Genomic DNA, 18,921 nt, shown 5'->3' on the forward strand with positions numbered 1-18,921 from the left:
GAGCGCTCCATGATTCGGCTCACCGCTGAACGCACACCGGCCGGCACCAGTTACCTGGCGACCGGCCAGGGCCACCCCGTGGTACTGATCCACGGCGTCGGCCTGAACAAGGAAATGTGGGGCGGCCAGATCGTCGGTCTGGCCCCGCATTTCCAGGTCATCGCCTATGACATGCTTGGCCATGGCGCGAGTCAGCTGCCGCAGCCGGACTGTGGGCTGGTCGGTTACGCCGACCAGCTGCGCGAGCTGCTCGACCACCTGGGCGTGACCAGTGCCACGGTCATCGGCTTCTCCATGGGTGGTCTGGTGGCGCGGGCCTTCGCCCTGCACTACCCCGAGCGCCTGGACGGCCTTGTCGTGTTGAACAGCGTGTTCAACCGCAGCGCCGAACAGCGCGCCGGGGTGATCGAGCGGACCCGCCAAGCCGCCGAACACGGCCCGGACGCCAACGCCGAGGCCGCCCTGTCGCGCTGGTTCAGCCGCGAGTACCAGGCCGCCAATCCGGCGCAGATCGCCGCGATCCGCCAGACCCTTGCCAGCAACGATCCGCAGGGCTATCTGACTACCTACACCCTGTTCGCCACGCAGGACATGTACCGCGTGGACGACCTGGGCAGCATCAAGGTGCCGACCCTGGTCGCCACCGGTGAGCTGGACCCGGGCTCGACGCCGAAGATGGCCACCGAGCTCGCCGAACGCATTCCGGGCGCCAAGGTGACGGTGCTCGACGAACAGCGCCACATGATGCCGGTGGAGTCGCCGCGGCTGGTCAACCAGATGCTGCTCGACTTCCTGCAACAGGCGCAGGTTTCCAAGAATCACGTACAGGGGAATGTCGCATGACCCTCGCACGCTTCCAGATGTTCATCGATGGCCAGTGGGTCGACGCCGTCTCCGGCAAGACCTTCGAGAGCCTCGACCCCGCCCGCGCGCAAGCCTGGGCCGAACTGCCCGATGCCGATGAAGCCGACGTCGAGCGCGCCGTGCAGGCCGCCCAGCGCGCCTTCAACGACCCGGCCTGGCGTGGCCTCACCGCCACCGCCCGCGGCAAGCTGCTGCGCCGCCTGGGCGACCTGATCGCCGAGAACAAGGAACACCTGGCGCAGCTGGAAAGCCGCGACAACGGCAAGCTGATCCGCGAGACCCGCGGCCAGGTCGGCTACCTGCCGGAGTTCTTCCACTACACCGCGGGCCTTGCCGACAAGCTCGAAGGCGGCACCCTGCCGCTGGATAAGCCCGACCTGTTCGCCTACACGGTGCACGAGCCGCTGGGCGTGGTCGCCGGGATCATCCCGTGGAACAGCCCGCTGTACCTGACCGCGATCAAGCTGGCCCCGGCCCTGGCCGCCGGCAACACCATCGTGCTCAAGCCGTCCGAACACGCCTCGGCGACCATCCTCGAACTGGCCCGCCTGGCCACCGAAGCCGGCATCCCGGCCGGCGTGGTCAACGTGGTCACCGGCTTCGGCCCGAGCACCGGTGCGGCGCTCACCCGCCATCCGCTGGTGCGCAAGATCGCCTTCACCGGCGGCGCTGCCACCGCGCGCCACGTGGTGCGTAGCAGCGCGGAGAACTTCGCCAAGCTGTCGCTGGAGCTGGGTGGCAAGTCGCCCAACATCATCTTCGCCGACGCTGACCTCGACAGCGCCATCAACGGCGCCGTGGCCGGCATCTACGCCGCCTCCGGGCAGAGCTGCGTCGCCGGCTCGCGCCTGCTGGTGCAGGACGAGATCTACGACGAGTTCGTCGCCCGCCTGGTGGAGCGCGCCCAGCGCATCCGCATCGGCAACCCGCAGGACGAGCAGAGCGAGATGGGCCCCATGGCCACCGCGCAGCAGCTCGCCGTGGTCGAAGGCCTGGTCGCCGACGCCCTGGCCGAAGGCGCCCGCCTGCGCCTGGGCGGCAAGCGTCCGCAAATCGACTCCGAGGGCTGGTTCTACGAACCGACCCTGTTCGAGTGCGACAGCCACTCGATGAAGATCATGCAGGAAGAAGTCTTCGGTCCGGTCGCCTCGGTGATCCGCTTCAAGGACGAAGCCGAAGCGCTGGCCATGGCCAACGACTCGCAGTTCGGCCTCGCCGCCGGCATCTGGACCCGCGACCTGGGCCGCGCCCACCGCATGGCCCGTGGCGTTCGCAGCGGGATCATCTGGGTCAACACCTACCGCGCGGTGTCCGTCATGGCGCCCATCGGCGGCTTCCACAACAGCGGCTACGGCCGCGAGAGCGGCATCGATTCGGTGCTGGCCTACACCGAGCTGAAGACGGTGTGGATCAACCTCTCGCAGGCGCCCATGCCTGATCCCTTCGTGATGCGCTAAGAGGAGCGACGAGATGATCGAACCTGGCATCTACAAAGAAGTGATGGGCTCCTTCCCGTCCGGCGTCACCGTGGTCACCACCCTGGACGCCGACGGCAGGATCGTCGGCATCACCGCCAGCGCGTTCAGCGCGCTGTCGATCGATCCGGCGCTGGTGCTGTTCTGCCCCAACTACGAATCGGACACCTATCCGATCCTGCGCGACAGCAAGCAGTTCGCCATCCACCTGCTGTGCGCCGACCAGCAGGCGGAGGCCTACGCTTTCGCCAAGAAGGGCCAGGACAAGGCCAAGGGCATCGAGTGGCGCCTGAGCGAACTGGGCAACCCGCTGCTGACCAAAGCCACCGCGATCATCGAATGCGAGCTGTGGCGCGAGTACGACGGCGGTGATCACGCGATCATCGTCGGCGCGGTGAAGAACCTGATCCTGCCGGAGCAGGAGGTCACCCCGATGGTCTATCACCGCGGCAAGCTCGGCGCGCTGCCGGAGATAGCCGGCTAACGCTTTCCTGGGCCGCTCGCCATCACCCTCGGCAGCGGCCTTTTTTATTCCAGCCCAGGGGCTGGCGCTTTTCGTGGGAGCGGGCTTGCTTGCGAACGGATCTCCCGGCGTCACCGATGCTGGGCGGCTTCGCGAGCAATAACGATGGCGTCCCCCTCGCCCCTACAGGGATAGAAAGGAGCTACCGATGAGCAACGAGAAATACGAAAAAGGCCTGGCCATCCGCACCCAGGTGCTGGGCGAGGCCTACGTCAGCAAGTCGATCCAGAACGCCGACGACTTCACCCGCCCCCTCCAGGAGATGGTCACCGAGTACTGCTGGGGCCACGTCTGGGGCCGGGACGGCTTATCGCTCAAGGAACGCAGCATGATAAACTTGGCGATGATTTCGGCACTCAACCGCCCCCACGAACTCAAGCTGCACGTGCGCGGCGCTCTGCGTAACGGGTTAACCCGCGAGCAGATCCGCGAGATCCTCCTGCAGGTCGGCATCTATTGCGGGGTTCCCGCGGCGGTGGACAGTTTCCGCCTCGCCCGCGAAGCCTTCGCCGAGGCCGACGCCGAGGAACGTGGTTGATTGCTGGGCCGACTTGACGATAGGGCACTCCAGGGTGCTCCATCGTCCTCCCTATGGACAGCCAGAACACAGAGCGGACCCCATGAAACGCTTGCCACTCGACGATAGCTTCAAGGTCAATCGCAACCCCGTCACCCTGCGCGAAATCGTCCTCGACAAGCTGCGCGGCGCCATCCTCAACTTCCAGCTGCTGCCAGGCGACCGCCTGGTGGAGCGCGATCTGTGCGATCGCCTGGGCGTCAGCCGCACTTCGGTGCGCGAGGCGCTACGCCACCTGGAGTCCGAGGGCCTGGTGGAGTTCGCCGATGCCAAGGGTCCGCGCGTCGCCATCATCACCCTGGAAGACGCGGTCGACATCTACGAGCTGCGCTGCGTGCTCGAAGGCCTGATCGTCCAGCTCTTCACCTTGAACGCCAAGGCCCGCGACATCCGCAACCTGGAGCGCGCGCTGGAAGAGAACCGCCAGGCGCTCGAAGACGGCGAGCTGCAGCAGGTGATCGAATCCGTGCAGGGCTTCTACGACGTGCTGCTCGAAGGCTCGGGCAACCGCACCGCCGCCACCCAGCTGCGCCAGTTGCAGGCGCGCATCAGCTACCTGCGGGCCACCTCCGTGTCCCAGGAAAACCGCCGCGCCGCCAGCAACCAGGAAATGGAGCGCATGGTCGAGGCGATCAAGAGCGGCGACCCGGTCGCGGCTCACCAGGCCTCGGTCGACCACGTCCGCGCCGCCGCCAAGGTCGCCCTGGACTACCTGCGCTCCAAGCAGGACGGCGCCGGCAACGTGCGCGACATCGCCACCCCCATCGCGCTCAAAGAGCCGCGCATAGGCCGCTGACGCCATGCCCGCCCCGCGCTTCTGTCCCGCTTGCGGCAGTGGCGGCCTCAGCCGCCAGTGCCCGCCGGGGGATACCCATGAGCGCCTGATCTGCGCGGGCTGCGGTTACATCCACTACGAGAACCCCAAGGTCATTGCCGGCTGCATCATCGAGCGCGACGGCAAGTACCTGCTCTGCCAGCGCGGCATCCCGCCGCGCCCGGGCACCTGGACGCTGCCGGCCGGTTTCATGGAAAACGGCGAAACCACCGAACAGGCAGCCCTGCGCGAAGTCTGGGAAGAAACCGGCGTACGCGCCGACATCGTCTCGCCCTACTCCATCTTCAGCGTGCCGAAGATCAGCGAGGTCTACATCATCTTCCGCGCCAGCGTGATCGAGGAAACCGGCGAGCACGGCCCCGAGACCCTGCAGGTGAAGTTCTTCGCCCCCGAGGAAATCCCCTGGGAATGCATCTACTACCCGGCCATCCGGCAGATCCTCGAACGCTACATCGAGGAGCGCCAGGCCGGGGTGTACGGCATCTACATGGGCAATGACGACACCGGCAAGGTGCACTTCATTCGCTAACGCCCAACGCTGCGGCGAACAACAAACCCTGTCACCCGATTCCAACCTGTAGGAGCGTGCCCTGCACGCGATCTGTCGGCAGGGCCGACGATTCACCCAGATGCCACCGTCGCCCGCAAGAACTCCGGGCAAAAAAAGCCCCCGGCTCCACGAGGGAAACCGGGGGTTCAAGGGATGAAACGTCAGAATCGAATCAATGCGCGCCCTTGGTCAGGTCGCTCTCGTTCCACTGGTCATACACGCACGCATCGGCGGCGGCCCAGCGCACGCGGACTTCGCTTCCGGGGGCCAGCGGCTGGATGTTGCCGGACAGCTCTTTCAACGTCAGCGCCGCACCACTGGCGGTAACCACACTGCAGGTCAGGCTCTCGCCGAGGAACACCGTCTCGGCAACCTTCGCCGGAATCTCGTTCCAGCCCGCCGCCAGCGGCGTGGCAGCAGCCTGGGCCGGGCTCAGCACCTGAGCCTTCTCCGGGCGCACCATCAGCAGAATGTCCTGGCCCTCGTGCAGGTTCGCGGTCGGGCGGATGGCCACTGCGCGGCCTTCGAACTCCGCCGCGGCGTTGCCATGGGCACGGGCGCGAAGGAAGTTGGAGTTGCCGAGGAAGGACGCCACGAAGGCATTCGGCGGGTTCTGGTAGAGGTCGTAACCGCTACCCAGGCCGACGATCTTGCCGTGGCTGAAGATGGCGATGCGCTGGGACAGGCGCATGGCTTCTTCCTGGTCGTGGGTGACGTAGACGATGGTGATGCCCAGGCGACGGTGCAGGTGGCGCAGTTCGTCCTGCAGGTCTTCGCGCAGCTTCTTGTCCAGCGCGCCGAGGGGTTCATCCATCAACAGGATGCGCGGCTCGTAGACCAGCGCGCGGGCGATGGCGACGCGTTGCTGCTGGCCGCCGGAGAGCTGCGCCGGGCGGCGGTGGGCGAACTTGTCCAGCTGCACCAGCTTGAGCATGGCGTCGACGCGACGGTCGCGCTCGGCGCCCTTCTGCTTGCGGATGTCCAGCGGGAAACCGATGTTGTCGCGCACCGACAGATGCGGGAACAGCGAGTAGCGCTGGAACACCATGCCGATGTCGCGCTTGTGCGGCGGCACGTTCACCAGCGACTGGCCTTCGACCAGGATCTCGCCGCTGCTGGGCGTCTCGAAGCCGGCCAGCATGGACAGCGTGGTGCTCTTGCCCGAGCCGCTGGAGCCGAGGAAGGTGAGGAACTCGCCGTCCTGGATGTCGAGGGAGATGTTGTCCACGGCGGTGAAGTCGCCATAGAACTTGTTCAGGTTGCGCAGGCTGACCAGGGTCTGCTGCTCGCGGGATTCTTGGATCACGGCACTCATGGCATTTACCTCGGCGCTCAGGCGCGGATTTCGTTGCGCCGGCGCAGGGCGGCGGCGATCACCATCACCAGCACCGACAGGCCGATCAGCAGCGTCGATGCGACGGCGATCACCGGGGTCAGGTCCTGGCGCAGGGTGGTCCACATTTTCACGGGCAGGGTCTGCAGGGTCGGGCTGGCCATCATCACGCTCAGCACCACTTCATCCCAGGAGACCAGGAAGGCGAACAGCGCGCCGGCCACCATGCCGGGGCGGATCGCCGGGAAGGTTACCTTGATCACCGCCTGCAGGCGCGACGCCCCGCAGATCACCGCGGCGTCCTCGATGGACTGGTCGAACAGCTTCAGCGAGTTGATGATCGAGATGATGGTGAAGGGCAGCGCGACGATCACATGGCTGACCACGAAGGAGAACAGCGTGCCGGTGTAGCCGAGCTTGAGGAACAGCGCGTAGACCGCCACCGCGATGATCACCAGCGGCACGATCATCGGCAGGGTGAACAGCCCATAGAGCAGCTCGCGACCGGGGAACTTGCCACGCACCAGGGCGAACGCGGTGGGCAGACCCAGGGCGACCGAGCAGATAGTGGTGAGGATCGCCACCTTCAGGCTGGCCAGTGCGGCGCTCATCCACTCGGGATTGGAGAAGAACTGGCCGTACCACTTCAGCGTCCAGCCCGGCGGCGGGAACACCAGCCACTGCGAGGAGCCGAACGACAACAGGACGATGAACACGATGGGCAGCAGCAGGAAGACCGCGATGGTGCCAGTCGTGAGGTAGAGCCCGACGCGCATGCGCCGGCTCATGGCATTGGGTGAGAGCAGCATGGCTTACCTCGCGCTACTGGAAGCTACCGGGGATTCCGGCTGCAGCTTCAGATAGAGGTAGAACAGCACCAGGGTGATGGCGATCAGCAGCGCGGCGGCGGCGCTGGCCAGGCCCCAGTTGAGGAAGGATTGCACCTGCTGGACGATGAACTCCGGCAGCATCATGTTCTGCGCCCCGCCCAGCAGCGCCGGGGTGACGTAGTAACCCAGGGACATAACGAAGACCATCAGGCCGCCGGAGAACAGACCCGGCCGGCACAGCGGGATGAATACCCGGAAGAAGTTGGTCCAGGGACTGGCGCCGCAGATCGAACCGGCCTGCAGCACCATCGGGTCGATGGCGGCCATGGTGGCCTGCAGCGGCAGCACGATGAACGGGATCATGATGTAGCTCATGCCGATCACCACGCCGGTGAGGTTGTGCACCAGTTCCAGCGGCTGGTCGATGATGCCCAGCGCCATCAGAGTCTTGTTGATCACCCCCGAGGCCTGCAGCAGCACCAGCCAGGAGTAGGTGCGCGCCAGCAGGCTGGTCCACATCGACAGCAGCACGATGTTCAGCAGCATGCGTCCCCAGCCGCGCGGCACCAGGGTGATCGCCCAGGCCAGCGGGAAGCCCAGCAGCAGGCTGATCACGGTGACCAGCGCGCCGACCGCGAAGGTGTTGAACAGCACCCGCGAGTACGCCGAGTTGGCGAACAGCTGGGCGTAGTTGTCCAGGCCCAGGGTCGGCTCCAGCACGCCGCGCAGCAGCAGGCCGATCAGTGGGGCGAGGAAGAACAGGCCGAGGAACAGCAGCGCCGGCAGCAGATTGCGGAAGCCGCGCCAGCGGTGGGTGAGCACTTCATCCTGTCGCATGGGTTCTGCCTTCGGGGCCGGCGTGCCGGCGGCGCGGGCTGCGCCTCCGGTTGCCTGGCCCGGCTGCATCACAGCCATTTTCACTTGACCAGCCATTCGTTCCACCGTGCGGCGATCGCCGGGCCGTTCTTCGCCCAGTAGGCGTAGTCGAGGGTGATCTGTTCCTGCGCGTAGGCGGTGGGCAGATTCGGCGCGAGGTCAGCCTTGAGTTGGCCGACGCTGTCCAGGTTCACCGGAGCGTAGGCGGTCAGATTGGCGAAGTCGGCCTGGCCCTTGGCGCTGCTGGAGTTGGCCAGGAACTTCATCGCCGCGTCCTTGTTCTTGGCGCCCTTGGGCACCACGAGGAAATCGGCCATGACCAGGTTCTGCTTCCAGCTCACGCCGACAGGAGCGCCGTCCTGTTGCAGGGCGTAGATGCGGCCGTTCCAGAACTGGCCGAGGGTCGCTTCGCCGGAAGCGAGCAGTTGCTGCGACTGCGCGCCGCCGCCCCACCAGACGATGTCCTTTTTGATGGTGTCGAGCTTCTTGAAGGCGCGGTCCAGGTCCAGCGGGTAGAGCTTGTCCTTGGCTACGCCGTCGGCCAGCAAGGCCAGTTCCAGCACGCCGGGACTCGGCCACTTGTACAGCGCGCGCTTGCCTGGATAGGTGGTGGTATCGAACAGCGCCGACCAGTCCTGCGGCTGCTTGCCACCAACCTTGCCCTGGTTGTAGCCGAGCACGAAGGAGAAATAGAAGGAACCGACGCCATGGTCGGAGACGAAGCGCGGGTCGATGCGGTCGCGCTTGATGGTGTTGAAGTCCAGGGGCTCCAGCAGGCCTTCGGCGGCGGCGCGCAGGGCGAAGTCGGCTTCGACGTCGACCACGTCCCACTGAACGTTGCCGCTCTCCACCATGGCCTTGAGCTTGCCGTAGTCGGTGGGGCCGTCCTGCACCACGGGGATGCCGGTGGACTGGCTGAAGGGTTCGGCCCAGGCCTGCTTCTGCGCATCCTGGGTGGTACCACCCCAGCTGACGAAGCTGAGGCTGTCGGCGCCGAAGGCAGCGGTGCCGGTTGCGCCGAGGAACGCAGCGGTCAGGACCGCCATCGCACGTTTTTTGAACACCATCTTGCTTGCCCTCATTGTTGTGATTGTTCACGGCGGTCTTCGTGGAACGCCTGTCTGGAGCAGGTGGCCGGAGCGTCGTCAGGTTGCGATGGAGTGGCGCGCTGACGGGCAGAAACTGTAAGGCCTACGGAATGTCATATTATGGTATTCCAAACTTTCCGCAAGTCCCCGGCGACACCGGCCATCGTGGCAGCGAAGCTTGGGTGAACACCGCGCCGTTCCTCGTGTTGCTCAGGTTATTGATTGGAAAGGAAATCTTTTTTCACACTCGCCGCATTGAAGTTTTCTGGCAAAACGCCAGCACGGCGAGCGGACGAACGGATCAGCCCTCGAAAGGCAGCGTTTCCACGACTTCCAGGTCGTAGCCGGTGAGGCCGGCGTACTTCAGCGGTGCGCCGAGGTGGCGAATCTTGCCGACGCCGATGTCCTGCAGGATCTGCGCGCCGGTGCCGACTTCCGAATAGATGCGCGACTGCGAGCGGGTGAACTGCCGCGGCGCCTGGGTCAGCTGCGGCACGCGGGCCAGCAGCGCCTGGGAGGATTCGTTGTTGGCCAGCACCACGACCACGCCATGGCCGACTTCGGCGACCTTCTGCAGAGCGGCCCAGAGCGTCCAGTTCTTCGGCCCGGTGTACTCGGCGCCGACCAGGTCGCGCAGTGGGTCGATCACGTGCACGCGCACCAGGGTCGGCTCGTCGCGCCGAATGTCGCCCATCACCATGGCCATGTGCACGCCGCCTTCGATGCGGTCCTCGTAGGTGACCAGACGGAAGCTACCGTGCACGGTGGGCAGTTCGCTCTCGCCGATGCGCGCGACGGTGTGCTCGTTGCTCAGGCGGTAGTGGATCAGGTCGGCGATGGTGCCGATGCGGATGCCGTGGCGCTTGGCGAAGGCTTCCAGGTCAGGGCGACGGGCCATGCTGCCGTCGTCGTTCATCACCTCGACGATGACCGAGGCCGGAGTCAGGCCGGCGAGGCGCGCCAGGTCGCAGCCCGCTTCGGTGTGGCCGGCACGGGTGAGCACGCCGCCTTCGCGGGCGCGCAGGGGGAAGATGTGGCCGGGCTGCACCAGGTCCTCGGCACGGGCACCCGGTTTCACTGCGGTGAGCACGGTGTGCGAACGGTCGGCGGCGGAGATACCGGTGGAAACGCCGGTGGCGGCCTCGATGGACACGGTGAAGGCGGTGGAATAGGCGCTGCCGTTGGCTGGCACCATCTGCTCCAGCCCCAGGCGCACGCAGTGTTCGTCGGTCAGCGTCAGGCAGATCAGCCCACGCGCCTCGCGGGCCATGAAGTTGATGGCCTCGGGCGTGCAGCGCTCGGCGGCGAGCAGCAGGTCGCCCTCGTTTTCACGGTCTTCGTCGTCGACCAGGAGCACCATCTTGCCCTGGCGGTAGTCTTCGATGATGTCTTCGATGCGGTCGAACGGCATGGTGCGGTACTCGGCTGAATCGTGGATGAAAAAATCTGGTATACCATAATACATTTCTTATCCGAAACAGCAGCAAGCAGAGGTGAACATGAAGGCTTACTGGATCGCTCACGTCGATATCACCAACCCTCAGCAATACAGCGAATACACCCGCCGCGCCCCGGCGGCCTTCGCCCAGTACGGCGGCAGGTTCCTCGCCCGCGGCGGCCGCTCCGAAGCGCTGGAGGGGCGCCCTACTCCTCAGCGTAGCGTGGTGATCGAGTTCGATTCCTATGAGCAGGCGGTGGCCTGCTACCGCTCGGCGGAATACCAGGAGGCCTGCGCGCACCGGCAGGGCGTGGCGAAGGCGGATATCGTTATCGTCGAGGGATTCGAGGGGTAAGGCCCCGGCCATGGGCGAGTTGGATTGCCGTCGGCCCTGCCGACGGATCGCGGGCATGGCCCGCTCCTACAGGGAGTGCTGTGCCATGCGGTTCGCGAGCAAGTTCGCTCCTACGAAGAGCCGATGCTCCGCTTTGGCTCTTGAGGCCCTCAAGAGAAACATCCGCACACTCCGACTGCCCCGTTCAGGAGGCCTCGTTGAAGCGGAGTTTCAGGGGTTGAGCGACATGGATGTCGCGAGAGCTGCGATGGGCCAGGGACGGCCCTTCGCAGCGTGCCCCTGAAACTCTGCTTCAACGAGGGAATTTTTCGCTTAAGCGAAAAACCGGATGTCCGGGGCAAGACTTTTGCCTACTTTGGGGCGTTTGCCAAAGTAGGTCGCCCGAGGGGGCGAAACCACAGGCTCAGCGCGCACTCCGACGCGGCGCAGAAATACCAACGCCCAGGCAGTCGATAGCGGATCAGGCGCTATACCGCACAGGCAAAAAAAGCCCCACCGAAACCCGGCGGGGCAGAGAGTGTAAAACCCAAGTCGAAACCTTATTCCGCGATCCCCAGCGCCACCGGCTGGCCGACTTCGCGGGCCTGGCCGCGGGTGGCCAGGCAGTAGTACAGCGGGACGGTCACCAGCAGGCCGACCAGCCACGACAGGTCCACCCCGTCGATGTAGTTGGCGTACGGGCCGACGAACAGCGAGGTATTGGCGAACGGCAACTGGACGATGATGCCGATGAAGTAGGCAATGATCGCGTGCGGGTTGAAACGCCCGTACACGCCGCCGTCGCGACGGAAGATCGAGTTGATGTCGTAGCGGCCGCGCTTGATCAGGTAGAAGTCGATCAGGTTGATCGAGGCCCAGGGCACCAGCACGATCAGCATCGCCAGGATCAGGCCGATGAACTGCGAGATGAAGTTCGCCGAGGCTCCCAGCGCCATCAGGCAGCTGCCCGCCAGCACCACCGAGGACAACGCCACGCGCACCCGCACGCTGGGCGTCCAGCTGCCGGCAAAGGTCTGGATCGAGGTGACGATGGAGAGCACCGCGCCATATAGATTCAGCGCGTTATGGCTGATGATGTTGAGCAGGAACAGCAGCATCAGCACCGGGCCGAACAGCCCCGTGGCCTGCTTGACCGCGACCATCGCGTCGTTGCCTTCGGGGGTCGCCAGCACGGCGACGGCACCGAAGCTGAACGACAGGCTGGTGCCCGCCACCGCGCCGGCAAAGGTCGCCAGGAATGGCTTGCCGATGCCGACGCTGGCCGGCAGGTAGCGCGAGTAGTCCGAGGTGTAGGGCGCGAAGCTGATCTGCCAGATGATGCCCAGGCACAGGGTGGCCAGGAAGCCGGACAGGTTGAAGGCGCCGCGGGACAGGAAGTCCGCCGGCAGGTCGCCGCCGAGCATGATGACGAAGCCCAGCAGCAGCGCGCCGCCCATCACCCAGGTGCCGATGCGGTTGAGGGTGTGGATGAAGCGGTAGCCGATCACGCCGATGGCGGTGGCGCTCAGCGCGCCGAGGATGATCGCAACGGGCGTCGGGGTCGCCGGCACCAGGCCCTGGATCGATTTGCCCGCCAGGACGATGTTGGAAATGAAGAAGCCGACGTAGATCAGCGCGGTGAAGAACACGATCAGCAAGGCGCCGTAACGACCGAACTGGCCCCGGCTCTGGACCATCTGCGGGATGCCCATCTGCGGGCCCTGCGCCGATGCCAGGGCGAGGAACACGCCGCCGAACATGTGCCCCAGGACGATGGCGATCAGCCCCCAGAGCAGGTCGAGATGGAACACCTGCACCGCCATCGCGCCGGTGACCACCGGCAGCGGTGCGATGTTGGTGCTGAACCACAGCGTGAACAGGTCGCGGGAGCGCCCATGACGCTCGGCCGGCGGCACGTAATCGACGGTATGGTTCTCGATCAACGGAGTATCGGACATCGTTTTTGCCTTGCTTATTGTCTTTGTAAGGTCTGGTCATCCGGCGCCCTGAATCGGGCAGAAACGGCGCTGCGGTGACGGAAGCAATATTATGGTATTCCAAATACCAGGCAAGGTATTTCTGAGTAACCGTTGGTCGAATGGTGCCAACGGGGTGTCTGGCGGACACCCACCCTATCGGCGGAAGCCCCGTATTCCGTAGCCTCCAGCCGACAGTCGGCCTTTCACCGTCCATCCATCGGGAAAAGAAAGGGCTTGCTTTCGAAGTATTACGGTATACCATCAGACTAAACGACCGCTCCCGATGGCCGGCTCACAAGACAGGTACTCGCAATGATCGACCACGCTGCCTACAAACAAGTCATGGGCTCCTTCCCGTCCGGCGTCACCGTCATCACCACGATGGACGACGATGGCCAGGTGGTCGGCCTCACCGCGAGTGCCTTCAGCTCCCTGTCGATGGACCCGGCACTGGTGCTGTTCTGCCCCAACTACAGCTCCGACTCCTACCCGGTGCTGATCCGCCGCAAGCACTTCGCCATCCACTTGCTCTCCGCGGACCAGAAGGGCGAGGCCTACGCCTTTGCCAGCAAGGGCAAGGACAAGTCCCAGGGCATCGAATGGACCCTGAGCGAACGCGGCAACCCGCTGCTGGAAAATGCCACCGCCATCATCGAATGCGAACTGTGGCGCGAATACGAAGGCGGTGACCACGCCATCCTGGTCGGCGCGGTGAAGAACCTGATCGTGCCGGACCAGCAGATCACCCCGATGATTTACTGCCGCGGAAAGATGGGCGCGCTGCAGGCTTTCGCCTGACCGCCTGATCTTTCGCCGTCCGGCGCAGGCCCCTTCTTGCGGGAGTGAGAAGGGGCTTTTCTTTGGCCCGAAGATTAGCGAAGCGCCCTGCCCCAACCGGAAAGCCCGGGCCTAGGGCAAACAACCTGGAATAGGTTATCCGCCGCTGCTGCGGCAGATAACGCTAGAGCGTTATCCGCCCCTACGATTGCCACGAGGCACGTTTGTAGGAACGGACCTAGTCCGCGAAATCCCGCGCTGCGGAATCCGCCCTCACCAGGGCACAGGGTGGTGAAGGTGCAAATTGTAGGAGCGCGCTCATCGGCCAAGAAAAAGGGCCCGCCTTCGCGAGCCCGTCTCGTGCCTCAGGTCCTGAACCGCGACACCAGCCGGTTCAGCTCATCGGACAACCCGCCCAGCGTCTGCGCATCGCCCCGCGTGGCGTCCGCCAGGCCGGCGACTTCCTGGGCGTCACGGTGGATCTGGCTGATGTGCCGATTGATCTCCTCGGCCACCTGGTGCTGTTCTTCGGCGGCGGTGGCGATCTGGGCGTTCATGTCGCGGATCACGTCCACCGACTCGCGGATCGCCCCGAAGCAGGCGCGCGCCTCGCGGATCGAACCCACGGTGCGCTGCGACGCCTCCAGGCTCGACTGCATCTGCCGCCCGGTGTCGTGGGTGCGGCGCGCCAGGGTGCCGAGCAGGTTGTCGATCTCCCCGGTGGATTCCGCCGTGCGCCGCGCCAGCGCGCGCACCTCGTCGGCCACCACGGCAAAACCCCGGCCCTGGTCGCCCGCGCGCGCCGCCTCGATGGCCGCATTGAGCGCCAGCAGGTTGGTCTGCTCGGCGATGGAACGGATGGTGCCGAGGATCGACTGGATGTCGTTGCTGTCCTGCTCCAGCTGGCGCATGGCGTCGGCGGAGTGGGCGATCTCCTCGCTCAGGCGGCCCACGCTGTCCACGGCATCGTCGATCTGCTGCTGGCCATCGTGGGCCTGGCGCTGGCCGCTGTCGGCGGATTCCGCCGCCTGGCTGCAGGAGCGCGCGACCTCGTTGGCCGTCATCACCATTTCGTTGAACGCGGTGGAGACCATGTCCACCGCCTCGCGCTGGCGAGCGGCGGTATCGGCCAGCGCCTGCGAAGTCTCGCGGCTGCTGCCCGAACTCTGGTGAATGCTGCCAGCGGCGGTGCCGATGCTCTGCACCAGCGCACGAATAGCATCGAGGAACTGGTTGAACCAGCCAGCCAGCTGCGCCGTCTCGTCGCGGCCGCGCACGGCCAGGCGTCCGGTGAGGTCGCCATCGCCTTGGGCGATGCCTTCCAGGCCGGCGGCTACCGCGCGCACCGGGCGTACAACCAGCCCAGCGAACAGCGAGCCGAGGCCGGCAAACACCAGCGCGATGATTACGGCTATCAGGGCGATGCCCCAGGTCAGGCGGGTCGCCGCGCTCATCACTTCGCTCTCCTTGACCAGTCCTACGAAACGCCACCCCAGGGTCTCGGACGGCCAGACGTTGGCGAGGTAAGGCTCGCCGCCGATATCCACCTCCACCAGGCCCTTCTGCGCGCTGGCCAGGCGCTGGAAATCGCCGCCCAGTTCGCCCAGTTGCTTGAAGTTGTTATCAGGGTTGTGCGGGTCGACCAGGATGGTGCCATCGCCTTCCATCAGCATCAGGTAGCCGGATTCGCCCAGGCGGATCGCCTTGACGATATCGGTCAGGCGCTTGAGCGAGACGTCGATGTTGACCACCCCGCCCTGAGGGCCGAACTGGTTGGCGAAGGTACGCACGCTGCTCACCAGCACCACCTTGTCCGCCGCCCAGTAGTAGGCCTTGGTGCGCAGGGTCTTGCCCGGCTGGGCCATCGCCGCCTGGTACCACGGACGGGTGCGCGGATCGTAGTTGGCCAGCTTGGCATCGCCCGGCCAGAAGCTGTAGCCGCCCTCGCGCGTGCCGAGGGAAACGTAGGCGTAATCCGGGTGGCTCTGCGCCAGCCCGCTGAAGAGGTCGAAGACGCGCTTGTCCAGCTCGCCGGTAGGATGCTGCGCGGCATCGCTGGCGATGTACTGCTTGAGGCTGCCGTCGATGGCCGCCAGCTGCGGATGGCTGGCCAGATATTCGACGTTCTGGGTGATGCCATCGAAGAACAGCTGCATGGCGTTCTCGACCTGGCGGATCTCCCGGCTGCTGCCGTCGATGAAGCTGTCCCGGGCCTCGCCGCGCAAGTTGAGGATCACCAGTACGGCAACCAGGATCACCGGCAAGCTGGCGATGGCGGAAAACGCGAGGATCAGTTTTTGTTTGAGGTTCATCCCTTACTCCCTTGGTCTGCTCGCGGCAGAAACGCCTTGCAGACATCCCGTATTATGGTATACCAATATGCAACGGATTCCCTAGCGCGTAAACCGGCCGTTGTTCTCCGCCGTCGCGCCTGACCGCCGAAAAGCAGCGATGCGTGCCTGCGCATCTCCCGCCGGCTGCCGCGCCGGATACAAGAAAGGTTCGAGGTAAGCGATATGAAGTTTTCCCTGTTCGTGCACATGGAGCGCTACGACGACCAGCCCAGCCACCGCCAGCTGTTCGAAGAGCTCACCGAACTGACGCTGATGGCCGAGGCCGGTGGCTTTTCCACCGTCTGGATCGGCGAGCACCACGCCATGGAGTACACCATCTCGCCGAGCCCGATGCCGCTGCTGGCCTACCTCGCCGCGCGCACCGAGACCATCCGCCTGGGCGCCGGCACCATCATCGCGCCGTTCTGGCACCCCATCCGCGTTGCGGGTGAATGCGCCCTGCTCGACGTGATCAGCAATGGCCGCATGGAAGTGGGCCTGGCCCGCGGCGCCTACCAGTACGAGTTCGACCGCATGGCCAACGGCATGCCGGCCGGCGACGGCGGCAAGTACCTGCGCGAGATGGTCCCGGTGGTGAAAGCGCTGTGGCAGGGCGACGTCGCCCACGAAGGAGAGATCTGGAAGTTCCCCACCTCCACTTCCTCGCCGCGCCCGATCCAGAAACCGACCCCGCCAATGTGGATCGCCGCCCGCGACCCGGATTCGCACAACTTCGCGGTGGCCAACGGCTGCAACGTAATGGTCACTCCGCTGATGAAAGGCGACGAAGAAGTCGTCGATCTTAAGAACAAATTCGAAGCCGCACTGGCCAACAACCCGAATGTGCCGCGCCCGCAACTGATGGTGCTGCGCCATACCCACGTGCACACCGCGGACGATCCGGAAGGCTGGAAGGTCGGTGCCGAGGCCATCTCGCGCTTCTACCGCACCTTCGACGCCTGGTTCGGCAACAAGCAGACGCCAGTCAACGGTCTGCTACCGCCCAGCCCCGAGGAGAAGTTCAAGGAGCGTCCGGAGTTCGAGCTGGAGAACATCCGCAAGAACACCATGATCGGCACCCCGGAAGAAATCATCGCGCGCATCCGCCACTACCAGGAACTGGGCGTGGACGAGTTCAGCTTCTGGGCCGACAACAGCCTGCCGTATGCGCAGAAGAAAAAGTCGCTGGAGCTGTTCATCAAGCACGTGGTGCCGGCTTTCCGCTGATCGTCGCTGCTCGCCACAAAAGGCGCCTTCGGGAGCCTTTTGTATTTGCGGCACCGTGCCTCCCTGTAGGAGCGAGCTTGCTCGCCCAGCTCCGGTGCCACCTTGTGGGAACCGGCGATGCCCGCGATCGCGCGCATGGCGCGCTCTACCATGGAATTCCAGCGTCAAACGAAAAAGCCCGGCATCCGCCGGGCCCTTTCACCTCAGCCGAGGCTCAATCCGCGTGGATGTCGTTGTCCTTGGTCTCCTTCAGGAACAGCAGCGAGCAGACCAGGCTCATCGCCGTGATCAGCACCGGGTACCACAGGCCGTAGAAGATGTTGCCGGTGTACACCACCAGCGCGAACGAGATGGTCGGCAGCAGTCCGCCGAACCAGCCGTTGCCGATGTGATACGGCAGCGACAGCGAGGTGTAGCGGATGCGCGTCGGGAACAGCTCGACCATCAGCGCCGCCAGCGGGCCGTAGCAGCAGGTAGCGATGAAGATCAGCGCGACGATGATCGCCACCACCATCGGCCGGTTCACCAGCGAAGAGTCAGCCACGGTCGGGTAGCCGGCATCCTTCACCGCAGCGCCCAGCGCGGCGGCGTCGAAGCCCTCGAGGCGCATCTCGCCGACGGTCACCACCAGCTCGCTGCCGGCCGGCGCGGCCACCGTGCTGTAGGGCACGCCGCCCTTCACCAGCAGGGTCTTGGCCTTGTCGCAGGCGCTGTCGAATTTGGCCTTGCCCACCGGGTCGAACTGGAAGGTGCAGGTGGCCGGGTCCGCCATCACGGTGACCGGCGCCTGGCGCGAGGCCGCATCGATCTGCGGGTTGGCGTAGTGGGTCAGCGCCTTGAACAGCGGGAAGTACAGCACCGTGGCCAGCAGCAGGCCGGTGATCAGCACCGGCTTGCGCCCGACCTTGTCCGACAGCCAGCCCATGAGCACGAACAGCGGCGCACCGATCACCAGGGAGATGATCAGCAGACCGTTGGACAGCGCCGGGTCGACCTTGAGTACCTGGGTGAGGAAGAACATCACGTAGAACTGCGCCGCGTAGAAGGTCACCGCCTGCCCGGCGTTGATGCTGAACAGGGCGATCAGGACGATCTTCAGGTTGCTCCAGTTGGTGAACGACTCCTTGAGCGGCGACTTGCTCACCTTGCCCTCGGCCTTCATCTTCAGGAACGCTGGCGACTCCTGCATGGACAGGCGAATCCAGGTGGAGATGCCCAGCAGCACGATGGAAATCAGGAACGGCAGGCGCCAGCCCCAGGTCTCGAACTCGGCGCCGGTGATCTGGCGGCAACCCCAGATCACCACCAACGAAAGCAGCAGGCCGCCAGTGGCGGTGCACTGGATCCAGCTGGTGTAGGCGCCGCGCTTGTGGTCCGGCGCGTGCTCGGCCACATAGATCGCCGCGCCGCCGTACTCACCGCCCAGCGCCAGGCCCTGCAGCAGGCGCAGCACGATGAGGATGATCGGCGCCGCCACGCCGATGGTGGCGTAGGCCGGCAGCAGGCCCACCGCGAAGGTCGACAGGCCCATCAGCAGGATGGTGACGAGGAAGGTGTACTTGCGCCCGATCATGTCCCCCAGGCGGCCGAACACCAGTGCGCCGAACGGGCGGACGAGGAAGCCGGCGGCGAACGCCAGCAGGGCGAAGATGAAGGCGGTGGTGTCGTTGACCCCCGCGAAAAAGTGCTTGGCGATAATGGCCGCCAGCGATCCGTAGAGAAAGAAGTCGTACCACTCGAATACCGTGCCCAGCGACGAGGCGAAGATCACCTTGCGCTCGTCGCGACGGGAGGTCGCGGGCCGCTCGTAGGAGCTGGTCTGTGCTACATCGGTCATTACGGGCTCTCCTGCCCCTTCTGGGGGCTTTTGTTTTTGTCAGCC

17 protein-coding genes and 1 pseudogene are annotated in these 18,921 nt (G+C 65.3%); 9 read left to right on the forward strand and 9 right to left on the reverse strand.

The window, feature by feature from the left end:
- Window positions 1–9 precede the first annotated feature (9 nt).
- The 6 genes from ACIPK7_RS09450 to ACIPK7_RS09475 all read left to right on the forward strand — a co-directional run bounded on the left by ACIPK7_RS09450 (window position 10) and on the right by ACIPK7_RS09475 (window position 4,803).
- Window positions 10–843 (forward strand): alpha/beta fold hydrolase, encoded by an 834-nt coding sequence (locus ACIPK7_RS09450; RefSeq protein ID WP_081517816.1) that lies wholly within the window; start codon window positions 10–12, stop codon window positions 841–843.
- Complete coding sequence (locus ACIPK7_RS09455; protein ID WP_401087320.1) at window positions 840–2,321, forward strand: aldehyde dehydrogenase; 1,482 nt, start codon at window positions 840–842, stop codon at window positions 2,319–2,321. Before ACIPK7_RS09450 ends, ACIPK7_RS09455 begins: the two co-directional genes overlap by 4 nt.
- Window positions 2,322–2,334: 13 nt before the next feature.
- Window positions 2,335–2,823 (forward strand): flavin reductase family protein, encoded by a 489-nt coding sequence (locus ACIPK7_RS09460; protein WP_401087322.1) that lies wholly within the window; start codon window positions 2,335–2,337, stop codon window positions 2,821–2,823.
- Between the two features lie 187 nt (window positions 2,824–3,010).
- Window positions 3,011–3,400, forward strand: coding sequence for a carboxymuconolactone decarboxylase family protein (locus ACIPK7_RS09465; RefSeq protein ID WP_401087324.1), 390 nt, complete (start codon window positions 3,011–3,013; stop codon window positions 3,398–3,400).
- A gap of 82 nt (window positions 3,401–3,482) precedes the next feature.
- Window positions 3,483–4,235, forward strand: a complete 753-nt coding sequence (locus ACIPK7_RS09470; RefSeq protein WP_081517812.1) for a GntR family transcriptional regulator — start codon at window positions 3,483–3,485, stop codon at window positions 4,233–4,235.
- Window positions 4,236–4,239: 4 nt separating this feature from the next.
- Window positions 4,240–4,803, forward strand: a complete 564-nt coding sequence (locus ACIPK7_RS09475; RefSeq protein WP_138212605.1) for an NUDIX hydrolase — start codon at window positions 4,240–4,242, stop codon at window positions 4,801–4,803.
- A gap of 193 nt (window positions 4,804–4,996) precedes the next feature.
- Here the strand turns inward: ACIPK7_RS09475 and ACIPK7_RS09480 are convergent, their stop codons facing one another.
- The 5 genes from ACIPK7_RS09480 to ribBA form a co-directional block, all read right to left on the reverse strand.
- A complete protein-coding gene (locus ACIPK7_RS09480; RefSeq protein WP_401087326.1) occupies window positions 4,997–6,139 on the reverse strand; it encodes an ABC transporter ATP-binding protein in 1,143 nt (380 codons plus the stop codon).
- Between the two features lie 17 nt (window positions 6,140–6,156).
- A complete protein-coding gene (locus ACIPK7_RS09485) occupies window positions 6,157–6,966 on the reverse strand; it encodes an ABC transporter permease (RefSeq protein ID WP_401087328.1) in 810 nt (269 codons plus the stop codon).
- Between the two features lie 3 nt (window positions 6,967–6,969).
- Window positions 6,970–7,920 (reverse strand): ABC transporter permease, encoded by a 951-nt coding sequence (locus tag ACIPK7_RS09490; RefSeq protein ID WP_401087330.1) that lies wholly within the window; start codon window positions 7,918–7,920, stop codon window positions 6,970–6,972.
- A complete protein-coding gene (locus ACIPK7_RS09495) occupies window positions 7,905–8,930 on the reverse strand; it encodes a polyamine ABC transporter substrate-binding protein (RefSeq protein ID WP_401087332.1) in 1,026 nt (341 codons plus the stop codon). Before ACIPK7_RS09495 ends, ACIPK7_RS09490 begins: the two co-directional genes overlap by 16 nt.
- A 322-nt stretch (window positions 8,931–9,252) precedes the next feature.
- Window positions 9,253–10,362, reverse strand: coding sequence for a bifunctional 3,4-dihydroxy-2-butanone-4-phosphate synthase/GTP cyclohydrolase II (ribBA, locus tag ACIPK7_RS09500; protein WP_401087334.1), 1,110 nt, complete (start codon window positions 10,360–10,362; stop codon window positions 9,253–9,255).
- Window positions 10,363–10,450: 88 nt separating this feature from the next.
- Between ribBA and ACIPK7_RS09505 the strand changes: the two genes are divergently transcribed.
- Window positions 10,451–10,744 (forward strand): DUF1330 domain-containing protein, encoded by a 294-nt coding sequence (locus ACIPK7_RS09505; protein ID WP_401087336.1) that lies wholly within the window; start codon window positions 10,451–10,453, stop codon window positions 10,742–10,744.
- Between the two features lie 539 nt (window positions 10,745–11,283).
- On the opposite strand, the gene ACIPK7_RS09510 is transcribed toward ACIPK7_RS09505, so the two are convergent.
- A complete protein-coding gene (locus ACIPK7_RS09510; protein ID WP_401087338.1) occupies window positions 11,284–12,681 on the reverse strand; it encodes a purine-cytosine permease family protein in 1,398 nt (465 codons plus the stop codon).
- A gap of 333 nt (window positions 12,682–13,014) precedes the next feature.
- Between ACIPK7_RS09510 and ACIPK7_RS09515 the strand changes: the two genes are divergently transcribed.
- Complete coding sequence (locus ACIPK7_RS09515) at window positions 13,015–13,500, forward strand: flavin reductase family protein (RefSeq protein ID WP_401087340.1); 486 nt, start codon at window positions 13,015–13,017, stop codon at window positions 13,498–13,500.
- Window positions 13,501–13,844: 344 nt separating this feature from the next.
- Here ACIPK7_RS09515 and ACIPK7_RS09520 read toward each other — a convergent pair whose 3' ends face one another.
- Both ACIPK7_RS09520 and ACIPK7_RS09525 read right to left on the reverse strand, forming a co-directional pair.
- Window positions 13,845–14,573, reverse strand: coding sequence for a methyl-accepting chemotaxis protein (locus ACIPK7_RS09520; RefSeq protein ID WP_401087403.1), 729 nt, complete (start codon window positions 14,571–14,573; stop codon window positions 13,845–13,847).
- Window positions 14,574–14,699: 126 nt separating this feature from the next.
- A pseudogene (locus tag ACIPK7_RS09525) lies at window positions 14,700–15,791 on the reverse strand (cache domain-containing protein); the annotation flags it as partial.
- 204 nt (window positions 15,792–15,995) lie between these two features.
- Between ACIPK7_RS09525 and ACIPK7_RS09530 the strand changes: the two are divergent.
- The gene (locus ACIPK7_RS09530; protein WP_401087342.1) at window positions 15,996–17,039 is read left to right on the forward strand and encodes an LLM class flavin-dependent oxidoreductase; all 1,044 of its coding nucleotides are present in this window, start codon (window positions 15,996–15,998) and stop codon (window positions 17,037–17,039) included.
- Between the two features lie 214 nt (window positions 17,040–17,253).
- Here ACIPK7_RS09530 and ACIPK7_RS09535 read toward each other — a convergent pair whose 3' ends face one another.
- A complete protein-coding gene (locus tag ACIPK7_RS09535; protein WP_401087344.1) occupies window positions 17,254–18,876 on the reverse strand; it encodes an MFS transporter in 1,623 nt (540 codons plus the stop codon).
- Window positions 18,877–18,921: the final 45 nt, after the last annotated feature.

This window comes from Pseudomonas sp. NPDC086581 (genome assembly GCF_044746165.1).
In the GTDB taxonomy this organism is placed as follows: Bacteria; Pseudomonadota; Gammaproteobacteria; order Pseudomonadales; family Pseudomonadaceae; genus Pseudomonas.

Excerpts from the sequence above, each read along its gene's own strand:
- ACIPK7_RS09450 (WP_081517816.1), top strand. The coding sequence starts at position 10 with ATGATTCGGCTCACCGCTGAACGCACACCGGCCGGCACCAGTTACCTG.
- ACIPK7_RS09455 (WP_401087320.1), top strand. The coding sequence starts at position 840 with ATGACCCTCGCACGCTTCCAGATGTTCATCGATGGCCAGTGGGTCGAC.
- ACIPK7_RS09460 (WP_401087322.1), top strand. The coding sequence starts at position 2,335 with ATGATCGAACCTGGCATCTACAAAGAAGTGATGGGCTCCTTCCCGTCC.
- ACIPK7_RS09465 (WP_401087324.1), top strand. The coding sequence starts at position 3,011 with ATGAGCAACGAGAAATACGAAAAAGGCCTGGCCATCCGCACCCAGGTG.
- ACIPK7_RS09470 (WP_081517812.1), top strand. The coding sequence starts at position 3,483 with ATGAAACGCTTGCCACTCGACGATAGCTTCAAGGTCAATCGCAACCCC.
- ACIPK7_RS09475 (WP_138212605.1), top strand. The coding sequence starts at position 4,240 with ATGCCCGCCCCGCGCTTCTGTCCCGCTTGCGGCAGTGGCGGCCTCAGC.
- ACIPK7_RS09480 (WP_401087326.1), bottom strand. The coding sequence starts at position 6,139 with ATGAGTGCCGTGATCCAAGAATCCCGCGAGCAGCAGACCCTGGTCAGC.
- ACIPK7_RS09485 (WP_401087328.1), bottom strand. The coding sequence starts at position 6,966 with ATGCTGCTCTCACCCAATGCCATGAGCCGGCGCATGCGCGTCGGGCTC.
- ACIPK7_RS09490 (WP_401087330.1), bottom strand. The coding sequence starts at position 7,920 with ATGGCTGGTCAAGTGAAAATGGCTGTGATGCAGCCGGGCCAGGCAACC.
- ACIPK7_RS09495 (WP_401087332.1), bottom strand. The coding sequence starts at position 8,930 with ATGGTGTTCAAAAAACGTGCGATGGCGGTCCTGACCGCTGCGTTCCTC.
- ribBA (WP_401087334.1), bottom strand. The coding sequence starts at position 10,362 with ATGCCGTTCGACCGCATCGAAGACATCATCGAAGACTACCGCCAGGGC.
- ACIPK7_RS09505 (WP_401087336.1), top strand. The coding sequence starts at position 10,451 with ATGAAGGCTTACTGGATCGCTCACGTCGATATCACCAACCCTCAGCAA.
- ACIPK7_RS09510 (WP_401087338.1), bottom strand. The coding sequence starts at position 12,681 with ATGTCCGATACTCCGTTGATCGAGAACCATACCGTCGATTACGTGCCG.
- ACIPK7_RS09515 (WP_401087340.1), top strand. The coding sequence starts at position 13,015 with ATGATCGACCACGCTGCCTACAAACAAGTCATGGGCTCCTTCCCGTCC.
- ACIPK7_RS09520 (WP_401087403.1), bottom strand. The coding sequence starts at position 14,573 with ATGGTCTCCACCGCGTTCAACGAAATGGTGATGACGGCCAACGAGGTC.
- ACIPK7_RS09530 (WP_401087342.1), top strand. The coding sequence starts at position 15,996 with ATGAAGTTTTCCCTGTTCGTGCACATGGAGCGCTACGACGACCAGCCC.
- ACIPK7_RS09535 (WP_401087344.1), bottom strand. The coding sequence starts at position 18,876 with ATGACCGATGTAGCACAGACCAGCTCCTACGAGCGGCCCGCGACCTCC.